The sequence below is a fragment of the Asaia siamensis genome (genome assembly GCF_014635085.1).
Lineage (GTDB): Bacteria > Pseudomonadota > Alphaproteobacteria > Acetobacterales > Acetobacteraceae > Asaia > Asaia siamensis.
Window position 1 is genome coordinate 371,493 of sequence record NZ_BMCH01000002.1, and the last position, 24,228, is coordinate 395,720.

At 59.5% G+C, this 24,228-nt stretch carries 21 protein-coding genes, 1 tRNA gene and 1 pseudogene; 16 read left to right on the top strand and 7 right to left on the bottom strand.

Annotation, left to right across the window (positions count from 1 at the left end; genetic code table 11):
- Positions 1–10: 10 nt before the first annotated feature.
- From hemH to IEV53_RS05235, 9 genes are all read left to right on the top strand, one after another.
- A complete protein-coding gene (gene hemH, locus IEV53_RS05195) occupies positions 11–1,030 on the top strand; it encodes a ferrochelatase (RefSeq protein WP_188425720.1) in 1,020 nt (339 codons plus the stop codon).
- Between the two features lie 269 nt (positions 1,031–1,299).
- Positions 1,300–2,814, top strand: a complete 1,515-nt coding sequence (locus tag IEV53_RS05200) for a glycosyltransferase family 2 protein (RefSeq protein WP_188425721.1) — start codon at positions 1,300–1,302, stop codon at positions 2,812–2,814.
- A gap of 59 nt (positions 2,815–2,873) precedes the next feature.
- Positions 2,874–3,971: a DNA polymerase IV gene (gene dinB / locus IEV53_RS05205; protein WP_188425722.1), complete on the top strand. Its 1,098-nt coding sequence runs from the start codon at positions 2,874–2,876 to the stop codon at positions 3,969–3,971.
- A gap of 247 nt (positions 3,972–4,218) precedes the next feature.
- Positions 4,219–5,418 carry an MFS transporter gene (locus tag IEV53_RS05210; RefSeq protein WP_188425723.1) on the top strand — a complete coding sequence of 400 codons (1,200 nt, stop codon included), beginning with the start codon at positions 4,219–4,221 and terminating at the stop codon, positions 5,416–5,418.
- A gap of 27 nt (positions 5,419–5,445) precedes the next feature.
- Positions 5,446–6,027, top strand: a complete 582-nt coding sequence (locus tag IEV53_RS05215; RefSeq protein WP_188425724.1) for an LOG family protein — start codon at positions 5,446–5,448, stop codon at positions 6,025–6,027.
- 56 nt (positions 6,028–6,083) lie between these two features.
- Positions 6,084–6,160 (top strand) — tRNA-Pro (locus tag IEV53_RS05220).
- Positions 6,161–6,402: 242 nt separating this feature from the next.
- Complete coding sequence (locus tag IEV53_RS05225; protein ID WP_188425725.1) at positions 6,403–7,389, top strand: FecCD family ABC transporter permease; 987 nt, start codon at positions 6,403–6,405, stop codon at positions 7,387–7,389.
- A complete protein-coding gene (locus IEV53_RS05230) occupies positions 7,389–8,165 on the top strand; it encodes an ABC transporter ATP-binding protein (RefSeq protein ID WP_188425726.1) in 777 nt (258 codons plus the stop codon). Before IEV53_RS05225 ends, IEV53_RS05230 begins: the two co-directional genes overlap by 1 nt.
- Entirely contained in the window at positions 8,162–9,148 is a 987-nt protein-coding gene (locus IEV53_RS05235; protein ID WP_229719618.1) for an ABC transporter substrate-binding protein, read from the top strand. The genes IEV53_RS05230 and IEV53_RS05235 overlap by 4 nt, the downstream gene beginning before the upstream one ends.
- On the opposite strand, the gene IEV53_RS05240 is transcribed toward IEV53_RS05235, so the two are convergent.
- On the bottom strand, positions 9,119–9,703 hold the full coding sequence (locus IEV53_RS05240) for a YqgE/AlgH family protein (RefSeq protein WP_188425727.1): 585 nt from the start codon (positions 9,701–9,703) through the stop codon (positions 9,119–9,121). The genes IEV53_RS05235 and IEV53_RS05240 overlap by 30 nt on opposite strands.
- 126 nt (positions 9,704–9,829) lie before the next feature.
- Between IEV53_RS05240 and IEV53_RS05245 the strand changes: the two genes are divergently transcribed.
- Together IEV53_RS05245 and IEV53_RS05250 are read left to right on the top strand one after the other, a co-directional pair.
- Entirely contained in the window at positions 9,830–10,582 is a 753-nt protein-coding gene (locus tag IEV53_RS05245) for an SDR family NAD(P)-dependent oxidoreductase (protein ID WP_188425728.1), read from the top strand.
- Entirely contained in the window at positions 10,575–11,471 is an 897-nt protein-coding gene (locus IEV53_RS05250; RefSeq protein ID WP_229719620.1) for a PPK2 family polyphosphate kinase, read from the top strand. The genes IEV53_RS05245 and IEV53_RS05250 overlap by 8 nt, the downstream gene beginning before the upstream one ends.
- Positions 11,472–11,593: 122 nt before the next feature.
- Here IEV53_RS05250 and IEV53_RS05255 read toward each other — a convergent pair whose 3' ends face one another.
- Positions 11,594–12,361: a DsbA family protein gene (locus IEV53_RS05255; protein ID WP_188425729.1), complete on the bottom strand. Its 768-nt coding sequence runs from the start codon at positions 12,359–12,361 to the stop codon at positions 11,594–11,596.
- 201 nt (positions 12,362–12,562) lie between these two features.
- On the opposite strand from IEV53_RS05255, the gene IEV53_RS05260 reads away from it, so the two are divergent.
- Positions 12,563–13,993, top strand: coding sequence for a gamma-glutamyltransferase (locus IEV53_RS05260; protein ID WP_188425730.1), 1,431 nt, complete (start codon positions 12,563–12,565; stop codon positions 13,991–13,993).
- Positions 13,994–14,174: 181 nt separating this feature from the next.
- Positions 14,175–15,171, top strand: a pseudogene (recA, locus tag IEV53_RS05265) (recombinase RecA).
- A 118-nt stretch (positions 15,172–15,289) separates the two neighbouring features.
- Here recA and IEV53_RS05270 read toward each other — a convergent pair.
- Both IEV53_RS05270 and IEV53_RS05275 read right to left on the bottom strand, forming a co-directional pair.
- Complete coding sequence (locus tag IEV53_RS05270; protein ID WP_188425859.1) at positions 15,290–16,291, bottom strand: alpha-E domain-containing protein; 1,002 nt, start codon at positions 16,289–16,291, stop codon at positions 15,290–15,292.
- A gap of 26 nt (positions 16,292–16,317) precedes the next feature.
- Positions 16,318–17,784 carry a circularly permuted type 2 ATP-grasp protein gene (locus tag IEV53_RS05275; RefSeq protein ID WP_188425731.1) on the bottom strand — a complete coding sequence of 489 codons (1,467 nt, stop codon included), beginning with the start codon at positions 17,782–17,784 and terminating at the stop codon, positions 16,318–16,320.
- A gap of 287 nt (positions 17,785–18,071) precedes the next feature.
- On the opposite strand from IEV53_RS05275, the gene IEV53_RS05280 reads away from it, so the two are divergent.
- Positions 18,072–18,923, top strand: a complete 852-nt coding sequence (locus IEV53_RS05280) for a transglutaminase family protein (RefSeq protein WP_188425732.1) — start codon at positions 18,072–18,074, stop codon at positions 18,921–18,923.
- Between the two features lie 41 nt (positions 18,924–18,964).
- On the top strand, positions 18,965–20,059 hold the full coding sequence (locus IEV53_RS05285) for a zinc-binding metallopeptidase family protein (protein WP_188425733.1): 1,095 nt from the start codon (positions 18,965–18,967) through the stop codon (positions 20,057–20,059).
- 7 nt (positions 20,060–20,066) lie between these two features.
- Here IEV53_RS05285 and IEV53_RS05290 read toward each other — a convergent pair whose 3' ends face one another.
- Complete coding sequence (locus IEV53_RS05290) at positions 20,067–20,813, bottom strand: methylenetetrahydrofolate reductase (protein ID WP_188425734.1); 747 nt, start codon at positions 20,811–20,813, stop codon at positions 20,067–20,069.
- A complete protein-coding gene (folD, locus tag IEV53_RS05295) occupies positions 20,810–21,706 on the bottom strand; it encodes a bifunctional methylenetetrahydrofolate dehydrogenase/methenyltetrahydrofolate cyclohydrolase FolD (protein ID WP_188425735.1) in 897 nt (298 codons plus the stop codon). Before folD ends, IEV53_RS05290 begins: the two co-directional genes overlap by 4 nt.
- Before the next feature lie 77 nt (positions 21,707–21,783).
- Here folD and IEV53_RS05300 point away from each other — a divergent pair, with 77 nt between their 5' ends.
- Positions 21,784–22,830: a threonine aldolase family protein gene (locus IEV53_RS05300; protein ID WP_188425736.1), complete on the top strand. Its 1,047-nt coding sequence runs from the start codon at positions 21,784–21,786 to the stop codon at positions 22,828–22,830.
- 72 nt (positions 22,831–22,902) lie between these two features.
- On the opposite strand, the gene IEV53_RS05305 is transcribed toward IEV53_RS05300, so the two are convergent.
- Entirely contained in the window at positions 22,903–24,171 is a 1,269-nt protein-coding gene (locus IEV53_RS05305; RefSeq protein WP_188425737.1) for an outer membrane beta-barrel protein, read from the bottom strand.
- Positions 24,172–24,228: the final 57 nt, after the last annotated feature.

The following is a 24,228-nucleotide window of genomic DNA, read 5'->3' on the forward strand; positions in this document are numbered from 1 at the left end:
ATTGAGAGACATGGCGTTCAAGAGCAACATCCCCACGCATCCGGTTCCGGCTGGTGGCAAGACAGGCGTCCTGATCGCCAATCTTGGCACCCCTGATGGCACGGATTATTTCTCGGTTCGTCGCTATCTGGGCGAATTCCTTTCCGATCGCCGGGTTATCGAGGCACCGCCTGCGATCTGGCAGCCGATCCTGCAAGGCGTGATCCTGACAACCCGCCCGTCGAAAAGCGGCGAGGCCTATGGGCGCATCTGGAACCGCGAGGAAGACGCAAGCCCGCTTAGGGTCTATACGCGTTCTCAGGCGGAAAAGCTTGCTGCCCGTTTCGAAGGCGAGTTCCCGGTTGCCTGGGGCATGCGTTATGGCAAACCTTCCATTGCCGATGCAGTCGAAGAGCTGATGGATCAGGGATGTGACCGGCTGGTCTTTCTCCCGCTTTATCCGCAATACAGCGCTACCACGACGGCCACGGCGAATGATCAGCTTTTCCGCTATCTGATGACGCTTCGTCGCCAGCCCGCGGTACAGACCCTGCCGGCGTTCCCCGATCACCCCGCGTACATCGCGGCCCTCGAGAAAAGCGTGCGCGATCATCTGGCGTCACTTTCCTGGAAGCCGCAGCGGCTCGTCGCCTCGTTCCATGGGCTACCGAAGCTCTGCGTGGAAAAGGGGGATTATTACCCTGATGACTGCGAGAGGACACTGAGCGCATTGCGCACCGCACTCGGTCTCAGCGAAGAGCAGATGCCCATCACCTATCAATCGCGTTTCGGACCGATGGAATGGGTTCAGCCCTATACGGCGCCGTTCGTGTCGGCGCTGCCCGAGCAGGGCATCACCCGTATTGCAGTTATCATGCCGGGCTTCATCAGTGACTGTATCGAGACGCTCGATGAAATCGGTAATGAACTGCGAGAGGAGTTCATTGAGGCAGGCGGCGAGGAACTGACTCTTGTACCCTGCCTGAACGACAGCGGCGACGCTGTTGCCTTGCTCGAAACCTTGGTGCGTGAGGCGCTTCCGAAGAAGTGATCGGCCGGCGCTGATTGAGACGGGGCAGCGCATTGTTATGCTGCCTCGTATTAGGAAGCATGGAAACGGGATGGCCCTAGGTTACGAAGCGTTGCTTATACCCTTTCTGTCACAGTGATTATTTCTTTTGATTGAAATATACGGCGAACACTATTCTGTTCTGTTACGAACTGCTTGCAGATAAAGTTTGAATAACGTGCGCTCTCTGGATTGCCGAAACAATATATGCGATAGTCCTCGCGTCTTCCTTCGAATGAGCGAGTTTTCTTATGGCCGAAAATCTTCCCAGCGTTGCCGTCGCGCTATTCGTGAAGAATGAGTTTTCCGACATTGCAGGATGGCTTGCCTGGCACGCCGCTCTCGGAGTCAAGACATTCCTGATCTATGATGATCATTCATCGGACGGAACGTGGGAAATATTGCAGGCTGCGGCCAAGATCTACGATATCCGTCTCAAGAGAACTGATCCGATTGGCCAGCCTGATTTCTACCAGCGTCAACGCGACTCGTTCATGGCGGCTGCAGCGGAAAGCAGGCACCAGTTCGATTGGATCGGCTTCCTTGATGGAGACGAATATGTCTATCTCCGTCATTTCGATAATCTTCCCGAATTTCTCCGTGGCTTCAAACACGCTGATGCCATTGCGTTCTCATGGCGTATTCAGGGAAGCTCCAACCGCGTCGTCAGGCCTAAGATGACGACGGTGGAAGCTTTTACCCAGCATTCGAATAAGTCCCTGAACGACAATGTTCTGGTCAAAAGCTTTGTTCGCCCCGAAAAGATGGGCATTGAATATATCAACCCCCATTGGTTCGATGTGGCCACGGAGCGTTATGTCCGACCGAGCGGGCGATATGTCCAGAATGCCAATGCAGTGCAAGAGATCGAATGGTCTCACGCCTTTATCATGCATTATATCTGCCGCAGCATGGAGCATTACATCCAGCGCATCAAGCGCCGCCTGAATGTAGATCTCTCAGACTCGGTGGGTTATTGGGATCATTTCAACCGGAATGATGAAACCGACCTTGAGCCGCTAAAATTACTGTTCCGTATGGATCGTTATCTGGCCCCGATCTATGAGCAGATGATTACAAGCGCCATTCTGCGTCTCAAATCTGCGATTGTTATGGATGATCGGGGGCAGACAGGCGCCTCAGCCGCGATGAGTGCCGATGAAAATATCGTGCCCTCCAGTTTCCGTATTCGCAGCTATTTCAACACCTATCTTTACTACGCGCCCGGTACCGGACAGGTCGTTCATGCTGATGAGAGTTATGCGATAGAGCAGGGTTTCGAAGAGGTTCTGGGCTGTATCAATCCGGTGACGCCTAAACTGATCACGCTCTTTGCACCAGGAAATATCGACACATTCATCAAATTCTCTGCTGATCCCCGACTGATGAAAACGATCATTTTCGAAGTCAGATCCCAGAGTGATGACAGGATTGCGCTGCTGAGTCCGATGCAGAATCTCTATCTTGCATTGCTTCCCCCGGAATCCGGCGTCGGCATTGCGGAAGCCAATCGACATCAAGCGAATGAGTGGGAGTATCTTACGCTTGAAGCCGTCAATGTTTCCGGTCCGGAGACATACGCTTCGCCGCCGCCCTTCGTGCCGGGTCGCGAGACCACAGTCAGCGATATCATCAACTGGATCAGGCACGCCTCTGTTCTGCCGAGCAACAATGAGTTCCTGCGCGTGCTTTATTCCGTCACGCCTTCCGTGCGTGCCGAGATTTCGCGTCTCGTTCCGGGGTTGCTTTGGAACGCGCTCGCCTGATCTCGTTCAGGCGGTCAATGATCTTGTTTTGTTCCTGCCCCTGATGGCATAAAGGTCTCATGGTCGAGACCACCGAGACAGGAATAACGCGTCGCATCATCCATATCGACATGGATGCTTTTTATGCATCGGTAGAGCAGCGCGACGCGCCTGAACTGCTTGGCCGCCCGGTTGCGGTAGGGCGCGGCGAGGGGCGTGGCGTCGTCGCAGCGGCCAGCTATGAGGCGCGTAAATTCGGAGTGCGCTCGGCCATGCCCTCACGCACCGCCCTGCGCCAGTGTCCCGATCTGGTGTTTGTGCCGCCGCGTTTTGATGTCTATCGGGCAGTCTCGCGGCAAATTCATGAAATCTTTGCCCGCTACACCGATCTGATACAGCCGCTCTCTCTCGATGAGGCCTATCTCGACGTAACAGGCAGCTATCGGGAACATGGTTCGGCGACGGATATTGCCCGGTTGATAAGAGCCGAGATCCATGAAGAGACGGGGCTGACAGCCTCAGCAGGCATCTCCTATAATCGTTTTCTGGCCAAGCTTGCCTCGGACCACCGCAAGCCGAACGGGCAGTTTGTCATCACTCCCGCAATGGGGCCGGAATTCGCTGCTTCGCTTCGTGTGGAGCAGTTTCATGGCATCGGCCCTGCGACACGGGCGAAGATGAACCGGCTGGGTATTTTTACAGGTGCCGATCTGCGTGCGATCCCGCTTGACGTCCTCGCCCGTCATTTCGGCAAGGCGGCAGCTTTTTACGCGTCGATTGCCAGAGGGGTCGATGATCGCCCCGTCGTGTCTGACCGGATACGCAAATCGATCGGCACGGAAACCACGTTCGAGTCGGATCTCTCGACATTGCCAGAGGCACGCCGTGTCGTTCAGGCGCTTTGTGCCAAGCTCTGGCGGCAATGTCAGGCCCAGTCGCTGAGCGGTCGTACGCTGGTGCTGAAACTGAAATATGCCGATTTTCAAATCACGACGCGTACCCGCTCGAACCCCACCATGTTCGTGAACGAGGCGGCAATAGTCGCTCAGGCCGAAAGTCTGCTTGAGGGATTTTTCCCACTGGAGCGTGCCATCAGGCTGATCGGTGTCACGTTGTCAGGCCTTTCGACAGAAAATGACGAAAAAAAGGCGCAGCTGACACTTTTTGGTGAGTCCTGACGGAGCTTTTTCTTGTCCTGTCGCGTTGGAAAAACACCTTCAACCTGCATCAGGAACAGCCATCATGCTCACGGTGTTTTCTTCCTCATCCCTCTGGCTTGGTGCAGCCTTTTCGGTTCTGATCTGTGCATTGGGCGCAGCGTGATCTGGAAAAACGGGAGCAAAAGCGTCCGAATGGGGTGACAGCCTGCAGCCGGGCTGGCAGAACCCAAGGTCTCACAACGAGTAACGTATCAAGGAAATCGAGATGGCTGCGGGGCAGGATGTGGTGCCGCGTTCTCCGATCGGACGCATCCTGCCGGTCGTTTCGCTCAATCTGATCATTTATATCGTGATCGGCCTTCCGATGGCCGTCATTCCGCTCTTCGTTCACACTGTTCTGCATTGCAATACTGTGATCGCCGGGTTTGCCGTCTCGCTGCAGTATTTTTCGACATTTGCCTCGCGTGCTTCTGCTGGTCGACGCATCGATACACAGGGGCCCAAACCCGTTGCAGTGGCCGGGCTGGCGCTCGGAATAGGCTCGGGTCTGCTCCTTCTTGTCTCGGGGCTGACTGCCTCTCTCATACCCCTTTCCCTGGTCTGTCTTTTCGTCAGCCGTCTTGTGCTTGGTTGGGCAGAAAGCTGGGCGACCACCGCCGCGATCGTCTGGAATATCCGTCGCGCAGGTGCGGCCAACACAGCCCAGGTCATTTCGTGGAACGGGATTACCTCCTATGGCGGCATCGCGCTTGGTGCCACCATCGGCGAGCAGATGTCCCATCTGGGCGGCGGTTGGGGCGGTCTCGTCACGCTGGGCATTGTGTCCATCATTCTCCCCGCCGTAGGGACGGCTCTGGCAATTTCCTATCCTGCCGTGGCGCCCATCAGACATGACGCGCCTGCCATGCCGTTTGCGAAGGTTTTCAAGCTCGTGCTGCCGCATGGCTGCGCGCTGGCTGCGGGTTCGGTGGGGTTTGGTGCGATTTCGTCCTGTCTCGCGCTCTATTTCGCTGCCGAGCATTGGCCTGACGCCGCTCAGGCACTGGCTGTGTTCGGCATGGTGTTCGTGATTGTACGCTTCGTGTTTGCCCGGCAGATCGGTCGTATCGGCGGCACGAATGTGGCCCTCATTTCTTTGGCGGTCGAAACGCTGGGGCTCCTGATATTGGCTTTTGTCCCTTCGGCTGAGGCGGCGACCTTGGGGGCTGCGGTGACGGGGGCAGGGTTCTCTCTCGTCTTTCCGGCGCTGGGTGTTCTGGCTGTTGACAGGGCAGGGGCAGAAAACCGTGGTGCGGCGCTTGGGGCGTTCTCGGTATTCCTCGATCTTGCCGTCGGTATTTCCGGCCCGCTGCTTGGCCTCGTGATTCACGCATCGGGCTATATGGCTCTGTTCATCTTCACGGCATGTATTACATTTCTCGGTATCGTGCAGGTGATCCGGCTGCGTCGCGTGGCCAAAGCCTGACACCATTGTTCAAAGGATAAGTTCGAGATGACGATCGCTGCCGCCGCTGTTTTCTGCGGCTCGCGCCATGGAGCCTGGCCAGAATTTGCCGAAGCTGCCCGCGCAACGGGCAAAGGCCTTGCGGAGCGGCATATTCACCTCGTCTATGGTGGCGGCGCGGTTGGTCTGATGGGGGTGGTTGCTGAAGCCGCGCTTTCGGCGGGTGGTGAGGTGACGGGTATCATCCCGACCTTTCTGCATGATCGTGAGGTAATGAATGATCGGGTGACCGATCTGATCGTCACCGAGTCGATGCATGAGCGCAAACGGTTGATGTTTGCCAAGGCAGATGCGTTCCTGATCCTGCCCGGTGGCCTCGGGACATTCGATGAACTCATGGAGATCCTGACCTGGCGTCAGCTTTCCCTGCATGACAAGCCGATCCTGATCGTCAATGTCGCCAATTGGGCGGTGCATGTCATTGCGGCCCTCGAAGCGTCTATCGAACAGGGGCTGGCCGATCCGTCTGCACGCCGCCTGTACACCGTCGTCTCAAGTGTTACCGAGGCATTCGATGTTCTGGGCCGCGAGAAAAAGCGCGAGGAAAAATCCGAAACCCATCGACTTTGAGAGTCACCCCCCCTTGCGGAGCCGCGCAACTGGCAGTATAGCCCCATCCATCGGTTCGGAGTGTAGCTCAGCCTGGTAGAGCACTGTGTTCGGGACGCAGGGGCCGGAGGTTCGAATCCTCTCACTCCGACCAGATAATTTCCCCCTTTGGGGGGCTTCTCCCGGAAAATCTGATCTTTTTCTCGCTTTAGGGTGAGGCGATCAGAATTCCGGTCGAGTTAATTACCCCCTTTTCCCTGTTTGCTGACAGATCGATGTCATTCGGTGTGGTTTCACTCTCGCCAATTGCGCAGATGATCCGTATCGCTGAACTGGATTGTCGTTCAGGTCGAGCAGGCGCGAGGCAAAGATGCTGCGTCGGGGGAAAAAGCTTTCATGCGCAGTCGCCTCTGCTTTGCCGCTGCTCTTCTTGTGCTCGCGCTGGGTTTCGGTCTGAGCCTGATCATCGGGCGCTACGCCCTGAGCCCTGTCGATCTGCTTCATAGCCTTGAAGGGCGGGGCGCTCCCGAAATCCGGGCGGTGCTGCTTCAGGCAAGATTGCCACGCATGATTGCAGCGCTTTTTGTGGGGGCAGCGCTTTCCATGTCGGGAAGTGCCTTTCAGTCGGTATTCCGTAATCCGCTCGTGTCACCCGATCTGCTCGGTGCGCTGAGTGGCGCTGCGTTTGGTGCTGCTGGCGCGATCATCGCCCATGGCAGCGCCCTGACAATCGAAATCTCGACCTTTCTGGGTGGATGCTGTGCAGTAGGCTTCGGCTTTATCGTCGCGCGGCTTGTGGGCAGGGAGGGAGTCCTGCCTCTTCTGCTGGGCGGCCTGATCAGCAGCGCGCTTTTTACGGCTTTGCTGTCGCTGCTCAAATATCTGGCTGATCCTTTCGATCAGTTGCCGACCATCATCTACTGGCTGCTCGGCAGCCTCGCCCAGACCGACTGGCCCCAGCTGGTCGTCCTGGTGCCCCTGCTTTCGCTCGGTATGGGCGTGCTTTGGGCGAGCGGACGGGTGCTTGATGTTTTTGGTCTTAGTGATGACGAGGCCCGCAGCCTTGGCTTGCCTATCGGCCTGTTGCGCCTCGCTATGCTGGCTGTCGCAACAGCGTTGAGCGCGCTTACCGTCTCACTGGCCGGTATCATTGGCTGGGTCGGTTTGATCATGCCCCATATGGCCCGTCTGCTGATCGGGCCAGAGCACAGGCGCTTGCTGCCCTTCGCTGCCCTTCTCGGGGCTTGCTGCCTGCTCCTGGCTGATACGGCGGCACGCAGTTTGTCCCCTTCGGAAATCCCGCTGGGCATGATGACAGAGCTGCTGGGTGCCCTCGGATTCATTCTCGTCCTGCGTCAGCTCCGACGGGAAGGGCGGCTCTGATGGCATTCTTGTCGCTCGACTCTGTCGGTTTCGCGCGTTCAGGCAGGGTTATCCTGCGCGATCTGTCGCTTGCGTTTCGCAAGGGTGAGCTGGTGAGCATTCTCGGCGCCAACGGCGCTGGCAAGACCACTCTGCTGCGTCTGATGCTGGGCCTTTCACGCCCCGAAACCGGCAGGGTGCTGGTCGACGGAAAGGATCTGTCTGGCCTCTCGCGCCAGCAGATCGCGCGGCTCATGGCCTATGTGCCGCAAAACCGTGATGTGCTGCCGCCCTACAGCGTGGCGCAGATCGTCGGACTGGGGCGTCTGCCTTATGGTAGCCTCACGCGAGGGCTTTCGGACCAGGATATGTCTCGGGTCGAGGCCGCCCTCGCGTTGCTCGGTCTGGCCGATCTGCGTGACAGGCCCTGTACAGCATTGTCGGGGGGCGAATATCAGCGCGTCCTGCTGGCGCGTGTGATGGTGCAGGACGCACCGGTTCTCGTGCTCGACGAGCCGCTATCCGGGCTCGATTACGGTCATCAGATCAGGCTCATGGCGCTTCTGGAGCAGCTGGCGCGGGAAGGAAGACTGGTCATCATGACGGCGCATCAGCCCGATCTTGTCTATCGTCATGCGTCTCACGTGGTGTTGCTGGAGCATGGTCGTGTGCTGGCCGAGGGGCAGCCGGAAACCGTGATGGATTCTGCGAGGCTTGCTGCATTCTATGGTGTCTCGCTGCGTCATCACGATCATGACGGTCAGCGCTTTTTCATGGGGGGAGACGAAAAATCGTGAAACGGATTCTGGCAGGTTTATCGCTGTGTCTCGGTCTTGGCGCACCCGCAGCGCTGGCGGCGCCTGAGCGCATCGTCGATGGGTGGTACGCCCATAATGCAACGCTGATCATGCTCGGGGCTTCTGACCGGATTATCGGCACGGTAATTTCACCCAGCCGCTTTCCCTGGATGGTTTGTCTCGCGCCCCAACTACGCCAGGCACAGTTTTTCAGCAGCATGACTCTGAATGCCGAAGCGGTTCTGGCGCTGCATCCCGACCTGACTTTTGTCACCACACAATCGCATAGCGTCGAGGGGCTGCAAAAGCTCGGCCTGAATGCCGTTGCAGTCGGGTTTACCGATTTTGCAGGCTTGCTGAGCACGCTCGACCAGAGCGCCACGCTTCTCGATACGCCTGTCGCAAAGGCCCAGGCCAGACATTACAGGCAGGCCCTCTCGCATCTTCTGGCCGAGCGCGCACCGAAAAGCGGAACACCCCGTATCCTGCATATCGCGTCATTCGAGCCCCTGACGGTGGATGGCGATCAGAGCATCATCGATGAATGGATACGCGACGCGGGCGGCGTGAACGCGGCGACGGGTCTGCACGGCAACAAGCGCCCCGTCTCGCTCGAGCAGATCCTGAGCTGGGCGCCTGACATCATCATCATGGGGGCGGATTCAGGCAGTCCGGAGCGGCTGGCGGGTAATGCCCTCTGGTTGCAGATCCCGGCTGTGATGCAGCACAAGGTGTTTCGCAATCCGGCTGGAGTGTTCAACTGGGATCGCTACAGCCCCGAATTACTGCTGCAGATCGTCTGGGCGCGTCAGATCGTACGCAACGGCGCGGTCGACCGACCGGCCATGATAGGGCAGATCAGGGATTTCTATCGTGATTTCTACCGTCATACGCTCGATGAGGCCGATGCTGCCCGCATTCTCGATGCCCAGCCGCCCTTGCCCGAAAAATGCTCAGGCATGTCCGACAAGGTTGGACAATAGAAGCGGGTCGATATTGATGGCTGCCAGGGCCTTGCGCCATTTTGCCATGTGATTGGCCCCGAAGATCAGCTCATCCGAGGCGGGGGCGTTGAGCCAGGCATTCTGGCGGATGATTTCGTCCTCAAGCTGACCAGGCTCCCAGGACGCATGGCCGAGCGCCAGCAGCGCCTGACGCGGGCCTTTGCCATTGGCGATTTCATGCAGGATATCGAGGCTTGCCGTCAGGCAGTTCTCGTTATTGATCAGCAGGCTGTCATCGCGCTGCCAGTCGGCGGAATGCAGAACAAAGCCGCGTGTTGGCTCCACAGGCCCGCCCATGCACAGATTGATGCGACGACGTGGGGGTGAGGGCGTGATCTCAAGCTGTTCGAGCAGGGTTTCCAGCGTCGGGTGAGGCGCGCGCTTGTTGATGATGAGGCCCATGGCGCCATCTGTGGCGGAATGGGCGCAGACATAAACAACGCTGCGGGCAAATTCCGAATCGCCAAGCGTCGGGCTCGAAATAAGCAGGCGCCCTGTCAGATTGTCAGCGGAATTTGTGAAATCAGAAGCCATGGCTGAAAATGTCGGCCATCGCCTGTGGTTTTGCAAGAGTTGGTCCTTGCGGCAACCATAGGCGGCGTCACCCGTCTGAACGGGTGCGTCCTGCGCATGACCTGCAGTCTGAGAAGGGAAGAGACAATGGCGGTAATTCTGGTGACTGGCGCGACGGCCGGTTTTGGTCGGGCCATAGCAATGCGCCTCGTAAAAGAGGGGCATAAGGTGATCGGCACGGGGCGCCGCAAGGAGCGTCTCGACGCGCTGCATCACGAACTTGGCGATGCGTTCCTGCCTGTGGAACTGGATGTTACCGACGAGCAGAAGATTGCCTCTCTCCCTGAAAGTCTGCCCTCTGCCTGGCGTCAGGTCGATGTGCTGATCAACAATGCCGGTCTCGCTCTGGGCGTTGGAAAAGCCCAGGATGCCGATCTCAGGGACTGGAGAACCATGATTGACACGAATGTGACGGGTGTCGTCGAGATTACTCGTGCGTTTCTTCCCCAGATGATCGAACGCAACCACGGATACATCATTACGCTTGGCAGTGTTGCTGGCACCTATCCCTATGTCGGGGGTAACGTCTACGGCGCCACCAAGGCCTTCGTCGGCCAGTTCATGCGCAATCTGCGTACGGATCTGCTGGGAACACGTATCCGGGCAAGCACGATCGAACCTGGTCTGTGTGGTGGCAGCGAGTTCAGCAATGTGCGTCTGCGCGATAACCAGAAGGCTGCGGATGTCTATAAAGGCACCGATCCGCTTACGCCTGAGGATATCGCCTCGACCGTCTCATGGCTGCTGAGCCAGCCTCCGCATGTGAACATCAATGCCATCGAAATGATGCCTGTCTGCCAGGCAGCCGGTGGTCTTGCAGTGGATAGAAAAAGTGACTGAACTCACAGCGAGCGTAGCCCGTAAACTCCCCGGGCGTTACATGGTAACTGACGGAAAAAGCTTTCAGCTCGATTCCGTCAAGCCGGACGACCATGGCGGTTTCGACAAGGACGAGGTCGAAACCTGGCTCGATAAGCGCAGGCAGCGCCTCGGTGTGCTGCAGGAGCGTCTTGCGGCCGAGCACCGCCATTCGGTTCTGCTGGTGCTTCAGGGCATGGATGGTGCGGGCAAGGACAGCCTGATTCTCAACGTCATGACCGGCATGAACCCCCAGGGTACGAAGGTCGTCTCGTTCAAGAAGCCGAGCGATATCGAGCTTTCCCACGACTATCTGTGGCGCGTGCATATGGCCGTGCCAGGTCGTGGGCAGGTGGGTGTATTCAACCGCAGCCATTATGAAGATGTGCTGGTGGCGCGTGTGCATGCCGATACGCTCAACACAAACGGGATGAAGGGTGACCCCAAGAAACAGGAGTTCTGGGATCATCGCCTGGAGGATATCACCAATTTCGAGGCCTATCTCTCTCGTCAGGGCATTCATATCCTCAAGGTCATGCTGCACATGTCGCCTGATTGTCAGCAGGAGCGGCTGCTGCGCCGCCTGAACCGTCCGGATAAACGCTGGAAGTTCGACGAGAGCGATCTGGCCGAGCGCAAGTTCTGGCCCGATTATCAGGCAGCCTATCAGGAGGCGATCCGCGCTACCGCCTGCGAACACGCGCCCTGGCTCGTCGTGCCGTCCAACAAGAAGTGGTTCTCGCGCATGGTGGTCATGGAGGCATTGATCGAGAAACTCGAGAGCCTGAGCCCTGAGCCGCCGCCGCCTTCACCGGAAATTCTCAAAAATCTCGAACGGCTGGAAGCGGCCATCAAGGCGAGCCATCCGTAAAGAGGAGGAAGCGGGGCGCTGCCCCGCGCCCCACCAGAGGGCAGTCGCCCTTTGGGAACCCGCTATCGTGACCGGGGTGCAGGGCCCTGGTCTCTGCCGGGTACTGGCAGAGACCAGCTGGGTCAGTGAGCAGCGCGCGCGTTCTTGATCTGGGCGCGCATTTCCTCTGCCGAGACGGCGCCGGGAATGATAGCACTCGTGCCGAACACAAAGGTAGGCGTGCCGTCCAGGCCGATCAGCCGGGCTTCAGCTAGGTTCTCGTTGATCTGGGCGGCAACGCTGGAGGCGTGCATATCGCTGACCAGCTTGTCGGCACTCATGCCGTTGGCTGTGGCGAGCTGACGAATGCGGTCGAGCGTCGGCGGTGCCGTGTCCTGCATCAGGGCGCGCTTCATCTTCTCATAGCCCCCCTGAAGGGCCGCAGCAAAAATGGCCTGGGTGTCGAGCACGCTCTTCTCGCTCAACACCGGGACGATCTTCTCGACGAGGCGCAGTTTCGGATCGGCCTTGAGCAGGGCATCCACGACCGGCACCATGCTGCGGCAATAGCCACAGCGCGGGTCTAGAAATTCCACAATCGTCAGATCGCCATTCGGATTGCCACGCACCGTGTAATCCGGGCCTTTCTGCAGGCGCTCACGGTCGGATTTCACATGGGAAAGGGCGTCATCGCTTGCCTTTTGCTGTGCACCCTGACGCAGGGCGACGATGGCGTCGCTCAGGATGGTCGGATCGTCCTTGAGCGCCTGATGCAGGATGGAGACGATTTCTGCCCGCTGCTGCGGGGTAAAGCTGCTCGCAGGGTCGGCGAAGGCGGGAACGCTGGCCGATGCGGTCAGGCCGAGGGCGAGAAAGGCACCGGCAAGCCGGGCGCGGGTCGGGCGGGTCATGAGAGCGATCCTGCTGGGCGGGAGAAGAGAAGCTTCTGCATAAGACAGAGAAGACGATTTCGCAAAACAGGGACACGTCTGGCAGGTTGCCCATCGTCCTGATCACGGTTAGATGCGTTAACGAACCCAATTTCCGAAGGGTTGCGTCTTCGGCTGCGAAGACAGGCCACGCGGAACAGAAGAGAAGAGGCTTGCCGGGTCATGGAGACACCGCACGTGGCGCATCGTCGGACGAACGCCCCCTGTCGCCCCGCAGAGCGCAGCACGCGCAAGGCGGGTTTGCGCTCGGCCTGCGCCCTGACTGCGGCAATGCTTCTGGCCGGGTGCAGCGATGTCGCGCATATCGGTCATAACCTGTTCGGCAAGACCACGCCGATCGTCACCGGTTATATCGGCACCGTTGTGGCTGATGAGCCGCGTGCGGCGCTGATCGGGCGCGACGTGCTGGTGCATGGCGGCAATGCTGCCGATGCCGCTGCGGCGGTCGGCATGGCGCTTGCCGTCACGCTGCCCTCGCGTGCCTCTTTGGGCGGCGGTGGCGCCTGTCTTGTGAGCCGTGGGCGCGAGGCGCCTCAGGCCTTCGTCTTCCTGCCGGCTGCAGCGCCGGCGGTACCGGCCACGCGTCAGGCCGCCATTCCGATGACGCCGCGTGGCCTGTTCACCATGCAGCTGCGTTATGGCACGGTCGAATTTGCCGATCTGCTCGGCCCGTCTGTCCGTCTGGCTCGCAGCGGCACGACGGTCAGCCGCGTTCTGGCGCAGGATATCGCAGCCGTTCAGACGCCGCTCTTTGCGGATGACGCAGCTCACACCGTATTCAGCCGCGCTGACGGCACGCCGCTTCAGAACGGCGATGCGATGGTACAGCCGCAGCTCGCCAGCTTCCTTGAGCGCATGACCAATCTTGGCGTGGGCGATCTCTATAACGGTGCGCTCGGTGCGATTTTCGTCGAAGGCGCCAACAAGGCTGGGGCAGGGCTATCCACAGCGTCGTTGCGTACCGCCATGCCTGCGCAGCTTGCTGCCCTTCAGGTGGAGCAGGACGGCTATACGGCCTCGTTCCTGCCGCCTCCGGCCGATGGCGGAATCGGCGCTGCTGCTGCGTTCCACTCAGGCGCCTCGGCACAGGGTGTAGTCGCGACATGGCGTAGCGAAGACCGTCACGCTCTGAGTGGCGATGCCCTGCTGAGCGCAGCGCAGACGCTGGTCAATGCCGGTTCCAGCCGCTCCGGCGCTCTTCCTGCGCTTCCGGCCTCGACCTCGTTTGTGGCCACCGACAACAAGGGTGGCGCCGTGGCCTGTGCCCTGACCAACAACAACCTGTTCGGTACCGGGCGCATGGCCGACGGCACGGGTGTGCTGCTCGCGGCTTCACCGGGGCGCTACCCTGCGCCGCTGCTCTCCGCCGCCATCGTCCAGAGGCGGGGCAACCTCGTGGCAGCTTTGGCCAGCTCCGGTCAGAACGATGCCGCTGATGCCCTTGCTTCAGCAGCCCGCGCCGCCATATCGGGCACGGAAGTGCCGCATGAAGGCCAGGGGCGTGTGAATGCCTCGCTCTGCAAGGGTGACACGTGTCATGGCGACACTGACCCCCGCGGCGGCGGCTTGTCGGTTGGCAGCGTCAATAACTGATCAGGACACGGTTTCATGCCCCCTCGAAAGAGGGGGCATTTTTCTTTGTCCCCCTTGTGCAAAGGGGAGATGATCATGATATGTTCCCCAGAACAAAAGTGAACGATCAATACGAATCGCTCGGCGCCCGATTGCCGTTCAGACGGAGTTCGGCGAGACTGATGCGAGCGGAGGACAGGACATGAGCGTAGACAGGACGAAAGCACTCGAGGGTGCGCTGAGCCAGATCGAACGTGCTTTCGGCAAGGGCTCGATCATGCGTATGGGGCAGCGCCCCAAGGAACAGGCGGACGTGATTTCGACCGGTTCGCTCGGACTCGATATCGGTCTCGGTATCGGTGGTCTGCCGCGCGGTCGTATCATCGAGATCTACGGTCCTGAAAGCTCGGGCAAGACGACCCTGGCGCTTCATGCAATCGCCGAGGCCCAGAAGAAGGGCGGTACTTGCGCCTTCATCGATGCCGAGCATGCTCTGGACCCCGGTTATGCCCGCAAGCTGGGTGTGGACGTCGACAACCTGCTTCTCAGCCAGCCCGATGCCGGCGAGCAGGCGCTTGAGATTGCCGACACGCTCGTGCGCTCCGGTGCAGTCGATGTGCTGGTGGTCGACTCTGTGGCCGCTCTCGTGCCGCGCGCCGAGCTTGAGGGCGATATGGGCGACAGTCATGTCGGTCTTCATGCCCGTCTGATGAGCCAGGCCCTGCGCAAGCTGACCGGCACCGTCTCGCGCTCGAACACCATGATCATCTTCCTGAACCAGATCCGCATGAAGATCGGCGTGATGTTCGGCAATCCCGAAACCACGACGGGCCCGCATCGGCTCGATCAAGGATCGTGACGAGGTGGTTGGCAACCAGACACGCGTAAAGGTGGTCAAGAACAAGATGGCCCCGCCTTTCCGTCAGGTCGAGTTCGACATTATGTACGGTGAAGGCATCAGCAAGGTCGGTGAGCTGATCGATCTTGGCGTCAAGGCGAATATCGTCGAGAAGTCAGGCGCCTGGTTCTCGTACGATAGCACCCGCGTCGGTCAGGGGCGTGAAAACGCCAAACAGTTCCTGCGCGATCACCCCGAGATGGCCGCTGATATCGAGCGCCGCATTCGCGAGCAATCCGGTGTGGTGGCAGACGCCATGATGACGTCGCCCGACGAGCAGGAAGACGATTCAGAAGGCTGAGTGGCCACAAGTGCAGGGCTTCTACCCTGCACTTTCCAAAGAGCTGTCGCCCTTTGGGACCCTGATCCGGGGAATGAAGAGAAGGCGCCTCTTTCCTGAGGGTAAAGAGGCGTCTTGTCTATTGCGATTGTGATTGCCTGCTGAGAGCAACGGGCTCTGCGGGCGGCCAATAGGCTGCTGCAAGGCTGTTCTGGCAGGCTTCGATCTGCTCCTGTATCCAGTGCATGCATTCATGCAGCCCGCGGATGATGATTTCCTCGGCGGTCTGGTCTTCCAGCATGGCGCGCAGTTCGGACAACCTCTCCTGCACATCCGAGCACTGACGTCTCAGGTTGTAATGGGTCGAAAGCGCCCCGAGAACAGAATCGGCGTGGCGCAGATTGAGGGCCAGAGAGCGCGGAAACCCCTCATTCTTGAGCAGGAAGCCTACGACATTGGCCGGGGTGGTCGTGACAGGCTTGAGCCGTCTGAAAGCGTGATAGGCCGCAGCTGAGCGCAGAACGGACGCCCATTGCGTCATGTCGATCTCTGAACCGACTTCAGATGCATCAGGCAGAAGCGTGTGATAGCGCGTATCGATCAGACGGGTGATCTGGTCGCTGCGCTCAAGATGCCGCCCCAGCAGGTAAAAGAGCCAGGCCTGATCGCGGTAAAGCGTTCCCTCGGTAATGCCAGCGTGAGACTGACAATCCTGCTTGATACGGTTGCAGAGCGCCGAAAGTCCCGTGCGGCGAATATCGCTCATGTCGAGATCGAGCACCCAGCGGGTAAAGACATTGAGCTGCATCCACATTTCGGTGGAGATCAGCGGGCGCGCCGAGCGGGCATTTTCGCGCACGCATTGCGCCATCGCCTTGATCGAACTCGGATTGGCGCAATCGGTCACATAGAACCGCAGATAATCCTCTTCACTGGCCGCTGGATAAAGGGCGCGAAACCGCTCTTCGTCCGAATTGATCTGCACGATCGATTCCCAGACGGGGCGGCCATCGGCACCGCGGACGAAGGCTTCGGTCACTTCCAGCACACGGGCCAGGTTCTCGATGCGCTCCATATAGCGGGCGAGCCACATCATGTTCTCGGCATAGCGAGAAAGCAATGTGTTCAGGTCGGGCAGCATCCCGGCCATATGCGGATTGAATCGGCTCATTTCGACATCACCCAGGTGTCTTTCGACCCCCCGCCCTGAGAGGAGTTTACGACCAGAGAGCCCTTGCGCAGGGCCACACGTGACAGGCCGCCGGGCAATACCCAGGTGGATTTTCCCGTTACGGCGAAGGGACGCAGATCGACATGGCGGGCCTCGACCCCGGCGGGGCAGAGGGTCGGCACCACCGAGAGGTCGATCACGGGCTGGCTGATATAATTGGACGGGTTCTCGAGCAGCTTTTCGCGGAAGGTCTCGAGTTCCTCGGCCGAGGCATGAGGCCCGATAATGAGCCCGTATCCACCGGAATCCCCGACAGGCTTGACGACCAGATTGGCCAGATTGGCCAGAGTATAGGCAAGACCTTCCGGCTCGGCACAGATATGGGTCTCGACACTGTCGAGAATGGGGTCTTCGCCGAGATAATAGCGAATGATGCGCGGCATATAGGCATAAACGGCCTTGTCATCGGCTACGCCTGTGCCAAGTGCATTGGCAAGGGTCACATTGCCACGACAATAGGCGTCTACAAGTCCCGGCACGCCAAGAAGGCTCTTGGGGTTGAAAGCCAGGGGGTCTAGAAAGGCGTCGTCGATGCGACGGTAGATCGAATGGACCGGTCGCAGCCCCGCTACGGTGCGCATGAACACGTGGTGGTCCTTCACCACCAGATCACGCCCCTCCACGAGTGGCACACCCATCTCACGTGCAAGAAAGACATGCTCGAAATAGGCCGAATTATAGATGCCCGGCGAGAGAAGAACGACCTGCGGGTCAGCCACGCTGGCTGGGGCGACATCACACAGCGCCTTGTGCAGGCGCACGCCGTAATCCTCTACCGAGCGCAGTGCCATGCCTGACGCCAGATCGGGCATGAGACGCAGCATCATATGGCGGTTTTCGATGACATAGGACACGCCAGACGGTGTGCGGGCATTGTCTTCCAGCACGAGAAAACGACCCGAGCGGTCGCGTATCAGATCGGTGCCATTGATATGCACATAGACGCCGCCGGGCACGTCCACGCCTATCATGGCCTTGCAGTAATTGGCGTTGTTCAGCACCAGATCGGCAGGGATGATGCCGTCATCCAGAATGCGTCTGTCGTGATAGATGTCCCACAGAAAGAGATTGATGGCCTTGACGCGTTGCTGCACGCCGCGCTCGATGAAGGACCATTCCTCTGCGGTCAGGAGGCGCGGGATCAGATCGAAAGGCAGGATGCGATCGATCGCTTCCCGCTCTGTATAGACGGTGAAGGTAATGCCAAGGCGCCAGAGCAGATTTTCGGCATTATCCGTACGCTCGCGCAGATCGCTCAGGGTCAGATGCGAGAGCCTGTCCTGCACCTGTTGCAAGGCTTCAGGCAGAGCCGCGCCGCGATTCATCAGTTCGCAGTAATAAGAGGGTTTGTCGTAGGTGGAGAAAATACCCGCCTCGTGGGGAGACGAATTGTCAGACGCCATTTCTTCTCACCTTTAGCCTGCAATGACGTGGCGCGTATTGCGGTGGAACGTTACGAATGTTTATTAAACTATCAGTTTTTCCGCTTTGCCAAGATACAAAAAACAGGCACAGCCAGAGAAGAAGAGTAATGTGAACTGTCTTGGGTGCAGTTCATCACAATAACCCGGGCTGACACCCTGAGTTGCCTTTCGGGGTCGCGTCGCTACGATGACGTAATTGCGAGCCGGGCATTATAAAAAGGGTGGGAACAGGTCGTCATGCAGTCTGGTGAAGGGAGGCGAGGGAGATGAGCAAACCGATTCTGCTCAATCATCGCACGACCTACAGCTATGACCGTATGGTTTCCCTTGGGCCCCAGACCATACGCCTGCGGCCGCCTCTGCGTATGCGCAACGCCATGACGAGCTATGCGCTGACCATCGGCCCCGGTGAGTCCAGTCTCAGCTGGGCGTTCGACGGGCATGATAATCTTGTTTCGCAGGCTGTGTTTGCCGGGCGCATGGACCGCTTCGTTGTCGATGTCAGCATGATCGTCGATCTGGCACCGTACGATCCTTTTCATGTGTCGGGGGAGGCACGGACTGGTTTCGGTCAGCAGGACCCCGGCTATCGTCGCCCCATCACCGACGCCGCTGTATTGGCGCCTTTTCTCGCTGAGGCAGATCTAAAGCCAGAAGAGGGGTCTCTGACTCAGCTGACCGCGCTTGCGCGCCGGATTGCAACCAGGCTTCATTACATGCGGCGTATGGAGCCTGGGGTATGGGCGCCCGGCGAGACGCTCGCGCGCGAGGCGGGGTCATGTCGCGACAGTGCCTGGCTGCTGATCGCTCTGGCGCGTCATCTGGGATACGCAGCCCGTTTTGTCTCGGGCTATCTGATCGAGCCCTCGGCCTTGCAGGCCGATCCGGACCGTCTGGTCTGCGATCTGCATGCCTGGGCGGAAATCTGGGTGCCGGGTCAGGGATGGGTAGGGTTCGACACGACGTCAGGCCTCGTGGCAGCGCAGAACCATATTCCCCTCGCAGCCTCTGATACGCCAGAGACCGCCGCTCCGGTTTCCGGGCTGCTGGACCAGTGCGTTGCCGAATTCGACGTGTTGATGCAGGCGCATTATCTTCACAGGGAACCAAAACCATGACACGGGGTTCCCGATGATATCGCCACCGGGATGATCGATCCGTGAAACTCTTTTCCTGCGAATGCTGCAACCAGCCTCTGTTTTTCGAAAATACACGCTGCGAATCCTGCCACCATGCGGTGGGCTATCTTCACAAGGTGACGGATCTGACGGCGCTCGAACCGGGGCCCGAAGAGGAAACATGGTTGCCTCTGGAATATGGCTATGAGCGCATCCCTCATCGTTATTGCGCCAATCATGCCCATGATGCCTGCAACTGGCTGCTGAGCCCTGAAGAAAGCGCCAGTGGGACGCTCTGCTTCGCCTGCCAGTTCAACCGCACGATTCCCGATCTGAACGACACCCGTAATCTCGAACGCTGGCGCAAGATCGAGACAGCAAAGCACCGTCTGTTTCACGCCCTGATCCGCCTCAGACTGCCGATTGTGTCCCGTCGGGAAGATCCGGAGAACGGCCTTGCTTTCGACTTCCTGCAGGACGCGCCTGACGGCTCTGCGCCGGTCATGACAGGGCACAGCAACGGGCTGATCACGCTTGCCATACGCGAGGCCGATGATGACCAGCGCGAACGCATGCGCGTCGAGATGGGTGAGTATTATCGTACCCTGCTCGGGCATTTTCGCCATGAAATCGGGCATTACTACTGGAACCTGCTCATACGTGATGGCGGCAGGCTGGAAGAATGCCGGGCAATCTTCGGGGATGACCGGCAGGATTATCAGGAAGCGCTCAAGGCGCATTACGCCAAACCACCCTCCGATGACTGGAAGGAAGAGCATGTCAGCGTCTATGCGGCATCTCATCCCTGGGAGGATTTTGCCGAGACCTGGGCGCATTATCTGCACATCGTCTCGACGCTCGAAACCGCCTGGCTCTATGGCATCGCTATAGCGCCGCTGACGCCTTCAGCCCCGAAATTCTCGGCGCCTGCAATCGGCGGCGACCCTTATCTCACACTGAGCTTCGACGCGATCATGGGCGCCTGGCTGCCGCTCAGCATGGCCGTCAACAGCCTCAACCGGTCGATGGGATTGCAGGATTTCTATCCCTTCGTGCTGACGGCCAGCATCAGACGGAAGCTGGCTTTCATCCATGACGTCATACGCGACACCCAGGCAGGGCAGACGCCGCGTTGAACGTGGCTCAGCCTTTCAGAAGGTCGCTCAGCGGGCCGAGATAGGAATCGAGCGAGACGCGCAGTGGCATGAGATAGGCGTTCTCGTTCCTGCGCCGTATCTCGGCCAGCAGGCTACGCGCGAAAGCGATATTGGCCTCAAGGCTCGGGTCGAAATCATGAGGGAAGACCACATGATTGACCCGCTCCCAGTAAGCGCGGGATTTTGGCCCGATTACCGGAGAAAGGCCCCAGAAGACGCGATCCCTCTCAAGCCATGAGGCGCTGAGCTCGAACATGCGCTGGTCGAAAAGCGGCTGTGTGAAAAAACCGGCAGCACCCGCATCGCGCTTGCGCTTCAGGTCTTCGAGCTCCTGCCACGGTGCGCGGCGATAGGGATCAAAGGCGGCATAGACCGTCAGATGAGGCGCCTCGCGTCGATAGCGCGCGATGATCTGCGCCGAACTATTGGGCCAGACCTGGTGCGTTGCATCTGGCGGTGGATCGCCGGCAATCACGAGCACTTCACTGATGCCTTCCTGCTCGGCGCAGGGGAGGGGCGCGTCAGGCGCGATATCGACGGCGCGAATATGAGGGATGGCTGTGTAGCCGTGATTCTGCGCCAGAGCGGCGCCTTCCCACGAGCGCAGCGGGAGGCGAAGCAGGTCGGGAAGATTGATCGTCTCGACCGTCGGGGCGATCTGGCGCAGCAGGGCCAGATCGGCATTCAGGCTTTGTCTGTCCCGCGGGATCAGCTCTATGGCAACGCGGCTCATGCCTGAGGGCGTTCCAGTACGGTGCGCGCAGCCTGAAGGGTGTTGTGCAGCAGGCAGGCAATGGTCATGGGGCCGACACCACCCGGCACAGGGGTGATATGGCCCGCAATCGGGGCGGCCTCGTCGAAGGCGACGTCGCCGACAAGGCGTGTCTTGCCATCCGGCAGCGAGATGCGGGTGATGCCCACATCGATCACCGTTGCACCCGGCTTGATCCAGTCGCCACGGACGAGACCATTCTTTCCTGTTGCTACCACCAGAATATCGCCTTCGCGGGCAAGGCCCTGAGGGTCTCTGGTGTCGATATGACCCACTGAAACCGTGCAGCCTTCCTTGAGCAGAAGCTGGGCCATGGGCTTGCCGACAAGATTCGAGGCGCCGATCACCACGGCATGCAGGCCGCGCAGATCGGGCAGTGTTTCCTTCAGCAGCATCAGGCAGCCCAGCGGGGTGCAGGGCACGAGTCCGTCAATGCCAAGGCTCAGGCGTCCGGCATTGACCTCGCCCAGACCATCGACATCCTTTTCAGGGGCGATGGCATTCGTCACCACGATCGGGTCGAGTTGGGCCGGCAGGGGCAACTGTACGAGAATGCCATGAATTTGCGGATCGGCATTCAGCCGGTCGATCAGTTCCAGCAATTCGTCCTGTCCGGTGGTTTCGGGCAGCATGTGCATGAAGGAGCGCATCCCGGCACGGTGGGTCTGGATGGCCTTGTTCTTCACATAGACTTCACTGGCAGGATCGTTGCCGACCAGCACGACAGCGAGTCCCGGTATCTTGCCCGTGCGTTCGCGCAGGGCCTCGGCTTCCGCCTTGACATGATCCGTCAGGCGGCGGGCGATAGCCTTGCCGTCGATGAGCTTTCCTGACAGCGCCGGATCGTGTTTCATGCGGGGGATTCCTGTAACAAAGGGCCTGGCTGGTCGAAAAACCAAGGCGCGGCCTGCAAACGAAGTGAGGAACGGACGTGACCGAGGCAATACGCAAGAACTTCGCGAGTGACAACATCGCCCCTGTCTGCCCTGAAGTGATGAGGGCGCTCGACCGTGTCAATCATGGTTCTGCTGCCGCTTATGGAGAAGACAGGACGACTGCGGCTCTTTCGGCTCTGGCGCGTGAGGTGTTCGAGCACGATGTCTGGGTCTTTCCGGTCGCAACCGGTACGGCGGCCAACAGCCTTGCCTTGTCTGCGGCAACCGATCCCTTCGGTGCAGTGGTGTGCGACCAGAGCGCCCATATCGCCAATGATGAAGGTGGCGCCCCGGAATTCTTCATGCACGGTGCCAAGCTGGTGCCGCTTCCCTCTGCCGATGGGCGCATGGCCCTTGCCGATCTTGACCGGGCACTGACCGAAAATGGCGGTCATGGTGTGCATACCAGCCCGATCCAGACCCTGTCTCTCACCCAGAGCACAGAGTGGGGCACGGTCTATACGCTCGAGCAGCTCGGCGCCCTGACGGCGCGGGCGCGAGACGCGGGGCTGGCCACGCATCTCGATGGGGCCCGTCTGGGCAATGCCATTGCAGCGCTTGGCTGCCGCCCTGCCGATGTGAGCTGGAGAGCCGGGTTCGACATGATCAGCTTCGGCGGCACCAAGAACGGCGCCATGGCCGCTGAGGCAGTCGTGATCTTTCGCGAGGATCTGGCGAAGAACTTCCTGCGGCGCATCAAACGCAGCGGTCATCTCTGGTCCAAGCAGCGTTATCTCAGTGCCCAGATCCATGCCCTGCTCGAAAACGATCTGTGGCTGCGCCATGCGGCTCACGCCAATACCATGGCTCAGCGTCTGGCCCATGGCCTGCGCCGCCTCCCGGTGGCGGCCCTGCCTTTCGAGGTGCAGGGCAATGAGGTGTTCGTCGTATTGCCCGAGCGCGCTGTCGCAGAGCTCGAAACGCAGGGCTATGAATTCTACCGCTGGACCAATCCGCCGGGTCTCGATGGCGTCCTGATTCGTCTCGTCACCTGCTGGGCGACCGAATCCCGCGATGTCGATGCGCTGCTTGCAGCACTCTGAGGCGGGCTGATGTCATGAAAAAAGGCGCAGCCCCTTTCGGGACTGCGCCTTTTTTGTCTCTGACCCCTGTTGTCAGAAGCCGATCATGGCATCGCCACCGAAGGTGAACATGCCTGTATTGCGGCCATCGTTGAATGGCGAGGTGCCGTTGAGCGAGCGGTCGAAGCGGATTTCGGGGCGCAGGGCGAAAACGCGCACGCCATGCCCCAGATCGGGCCGGTAGGTAACGCCCAGCGTCAGCGCGCCATAGGTGGTGGCTGGCGCCGTCTGTACCGGAGCATAGCCGCCCAGGAAGGCGTTCATGTACGCCTGGTTCGTCAGGAAGTTGACGACGAACATGCCGCTGTTATCGCGATAGAGCTCGCCGCGATAATTGAAGGTCAGGCTCGGGGTGATCTTGTACGCGGCAAAAGTGACGACGCTCCAGGTCTCGGCGCGCAGGCCATCGTCATGCAGGAAGTTGAATTCGCCCGTCAGGCTCAGCTTGTCATTGACCGTGTAGAAGGCGGCAATGTCATTCCACCAGCGCTGTGCCGTATTGGCACGCGGGCCAATGGCGGCAACCGCGTTTTCAGGTCCGACGCGAGAGAGTTCGGCGATGTTCAGCTTGCCATGGGCGAGGCCGTTCAGATTGAACCCGAAATAGCCGGCTGCGGCATTGTTGTTGTCATTGCGGCCCCATGTGGTCTGGTTGCCGGTATCGACGCCGAAATTGAAATCGAACATCGGGGTGACATGCCAGTGGAACATGGCGCCGAGATGCTCGAAGGGCACGGAATACTGCGACGTATAGGCCAGTGAGTAGAAGGGACGCAGCGTCGGGTCGAGCACCTCGACGCCCATGGGGGCGGGCAGGATGCCAGCCTGCATGTCGATACCGCCCTTTGAGAGGATCGGTGCGTGAACATCGACATGGGCCTGAGCCGGGAGAAGCTGGTACCGGTCGCTCGTCATTTTGTTCGACAGGCCGAGCAGGTGGTAATAACGGGCGTCAGAGCCGTAAAGCGCCTCGAGCATGAACCCGACCTGAAATTCGGATTTGGTCGGATCGATGGCCTTGGAGAGGGTGAGGCTGATCTGGTTCAGCTGCGCCTGGTTGGCGTGATCGCCAAGAAAATTGCCGAAATTGATGCCGTTATCGGGGCGGGCCGGATTGGCCATGATGCCGCCTTCGATGAGGCCGGAGAGATTGATGCCCTGCAGCCAGGGGTTGGACGCCGTCTTGAACAGGGCGATCTCGGCATGGGCCGATTCCTGCATCGCAGTCGTGGCGAGGAGGGTCAGGGCGCCAGCAGCGAAAATCTTGCGACAATGGCGCGGAAAGCGACGAAGCAGGTTCATGACCCATCCTTAAAAGATGACCCCGAAGGGCGATTTCGTTCCAACAAATTCTGTCTA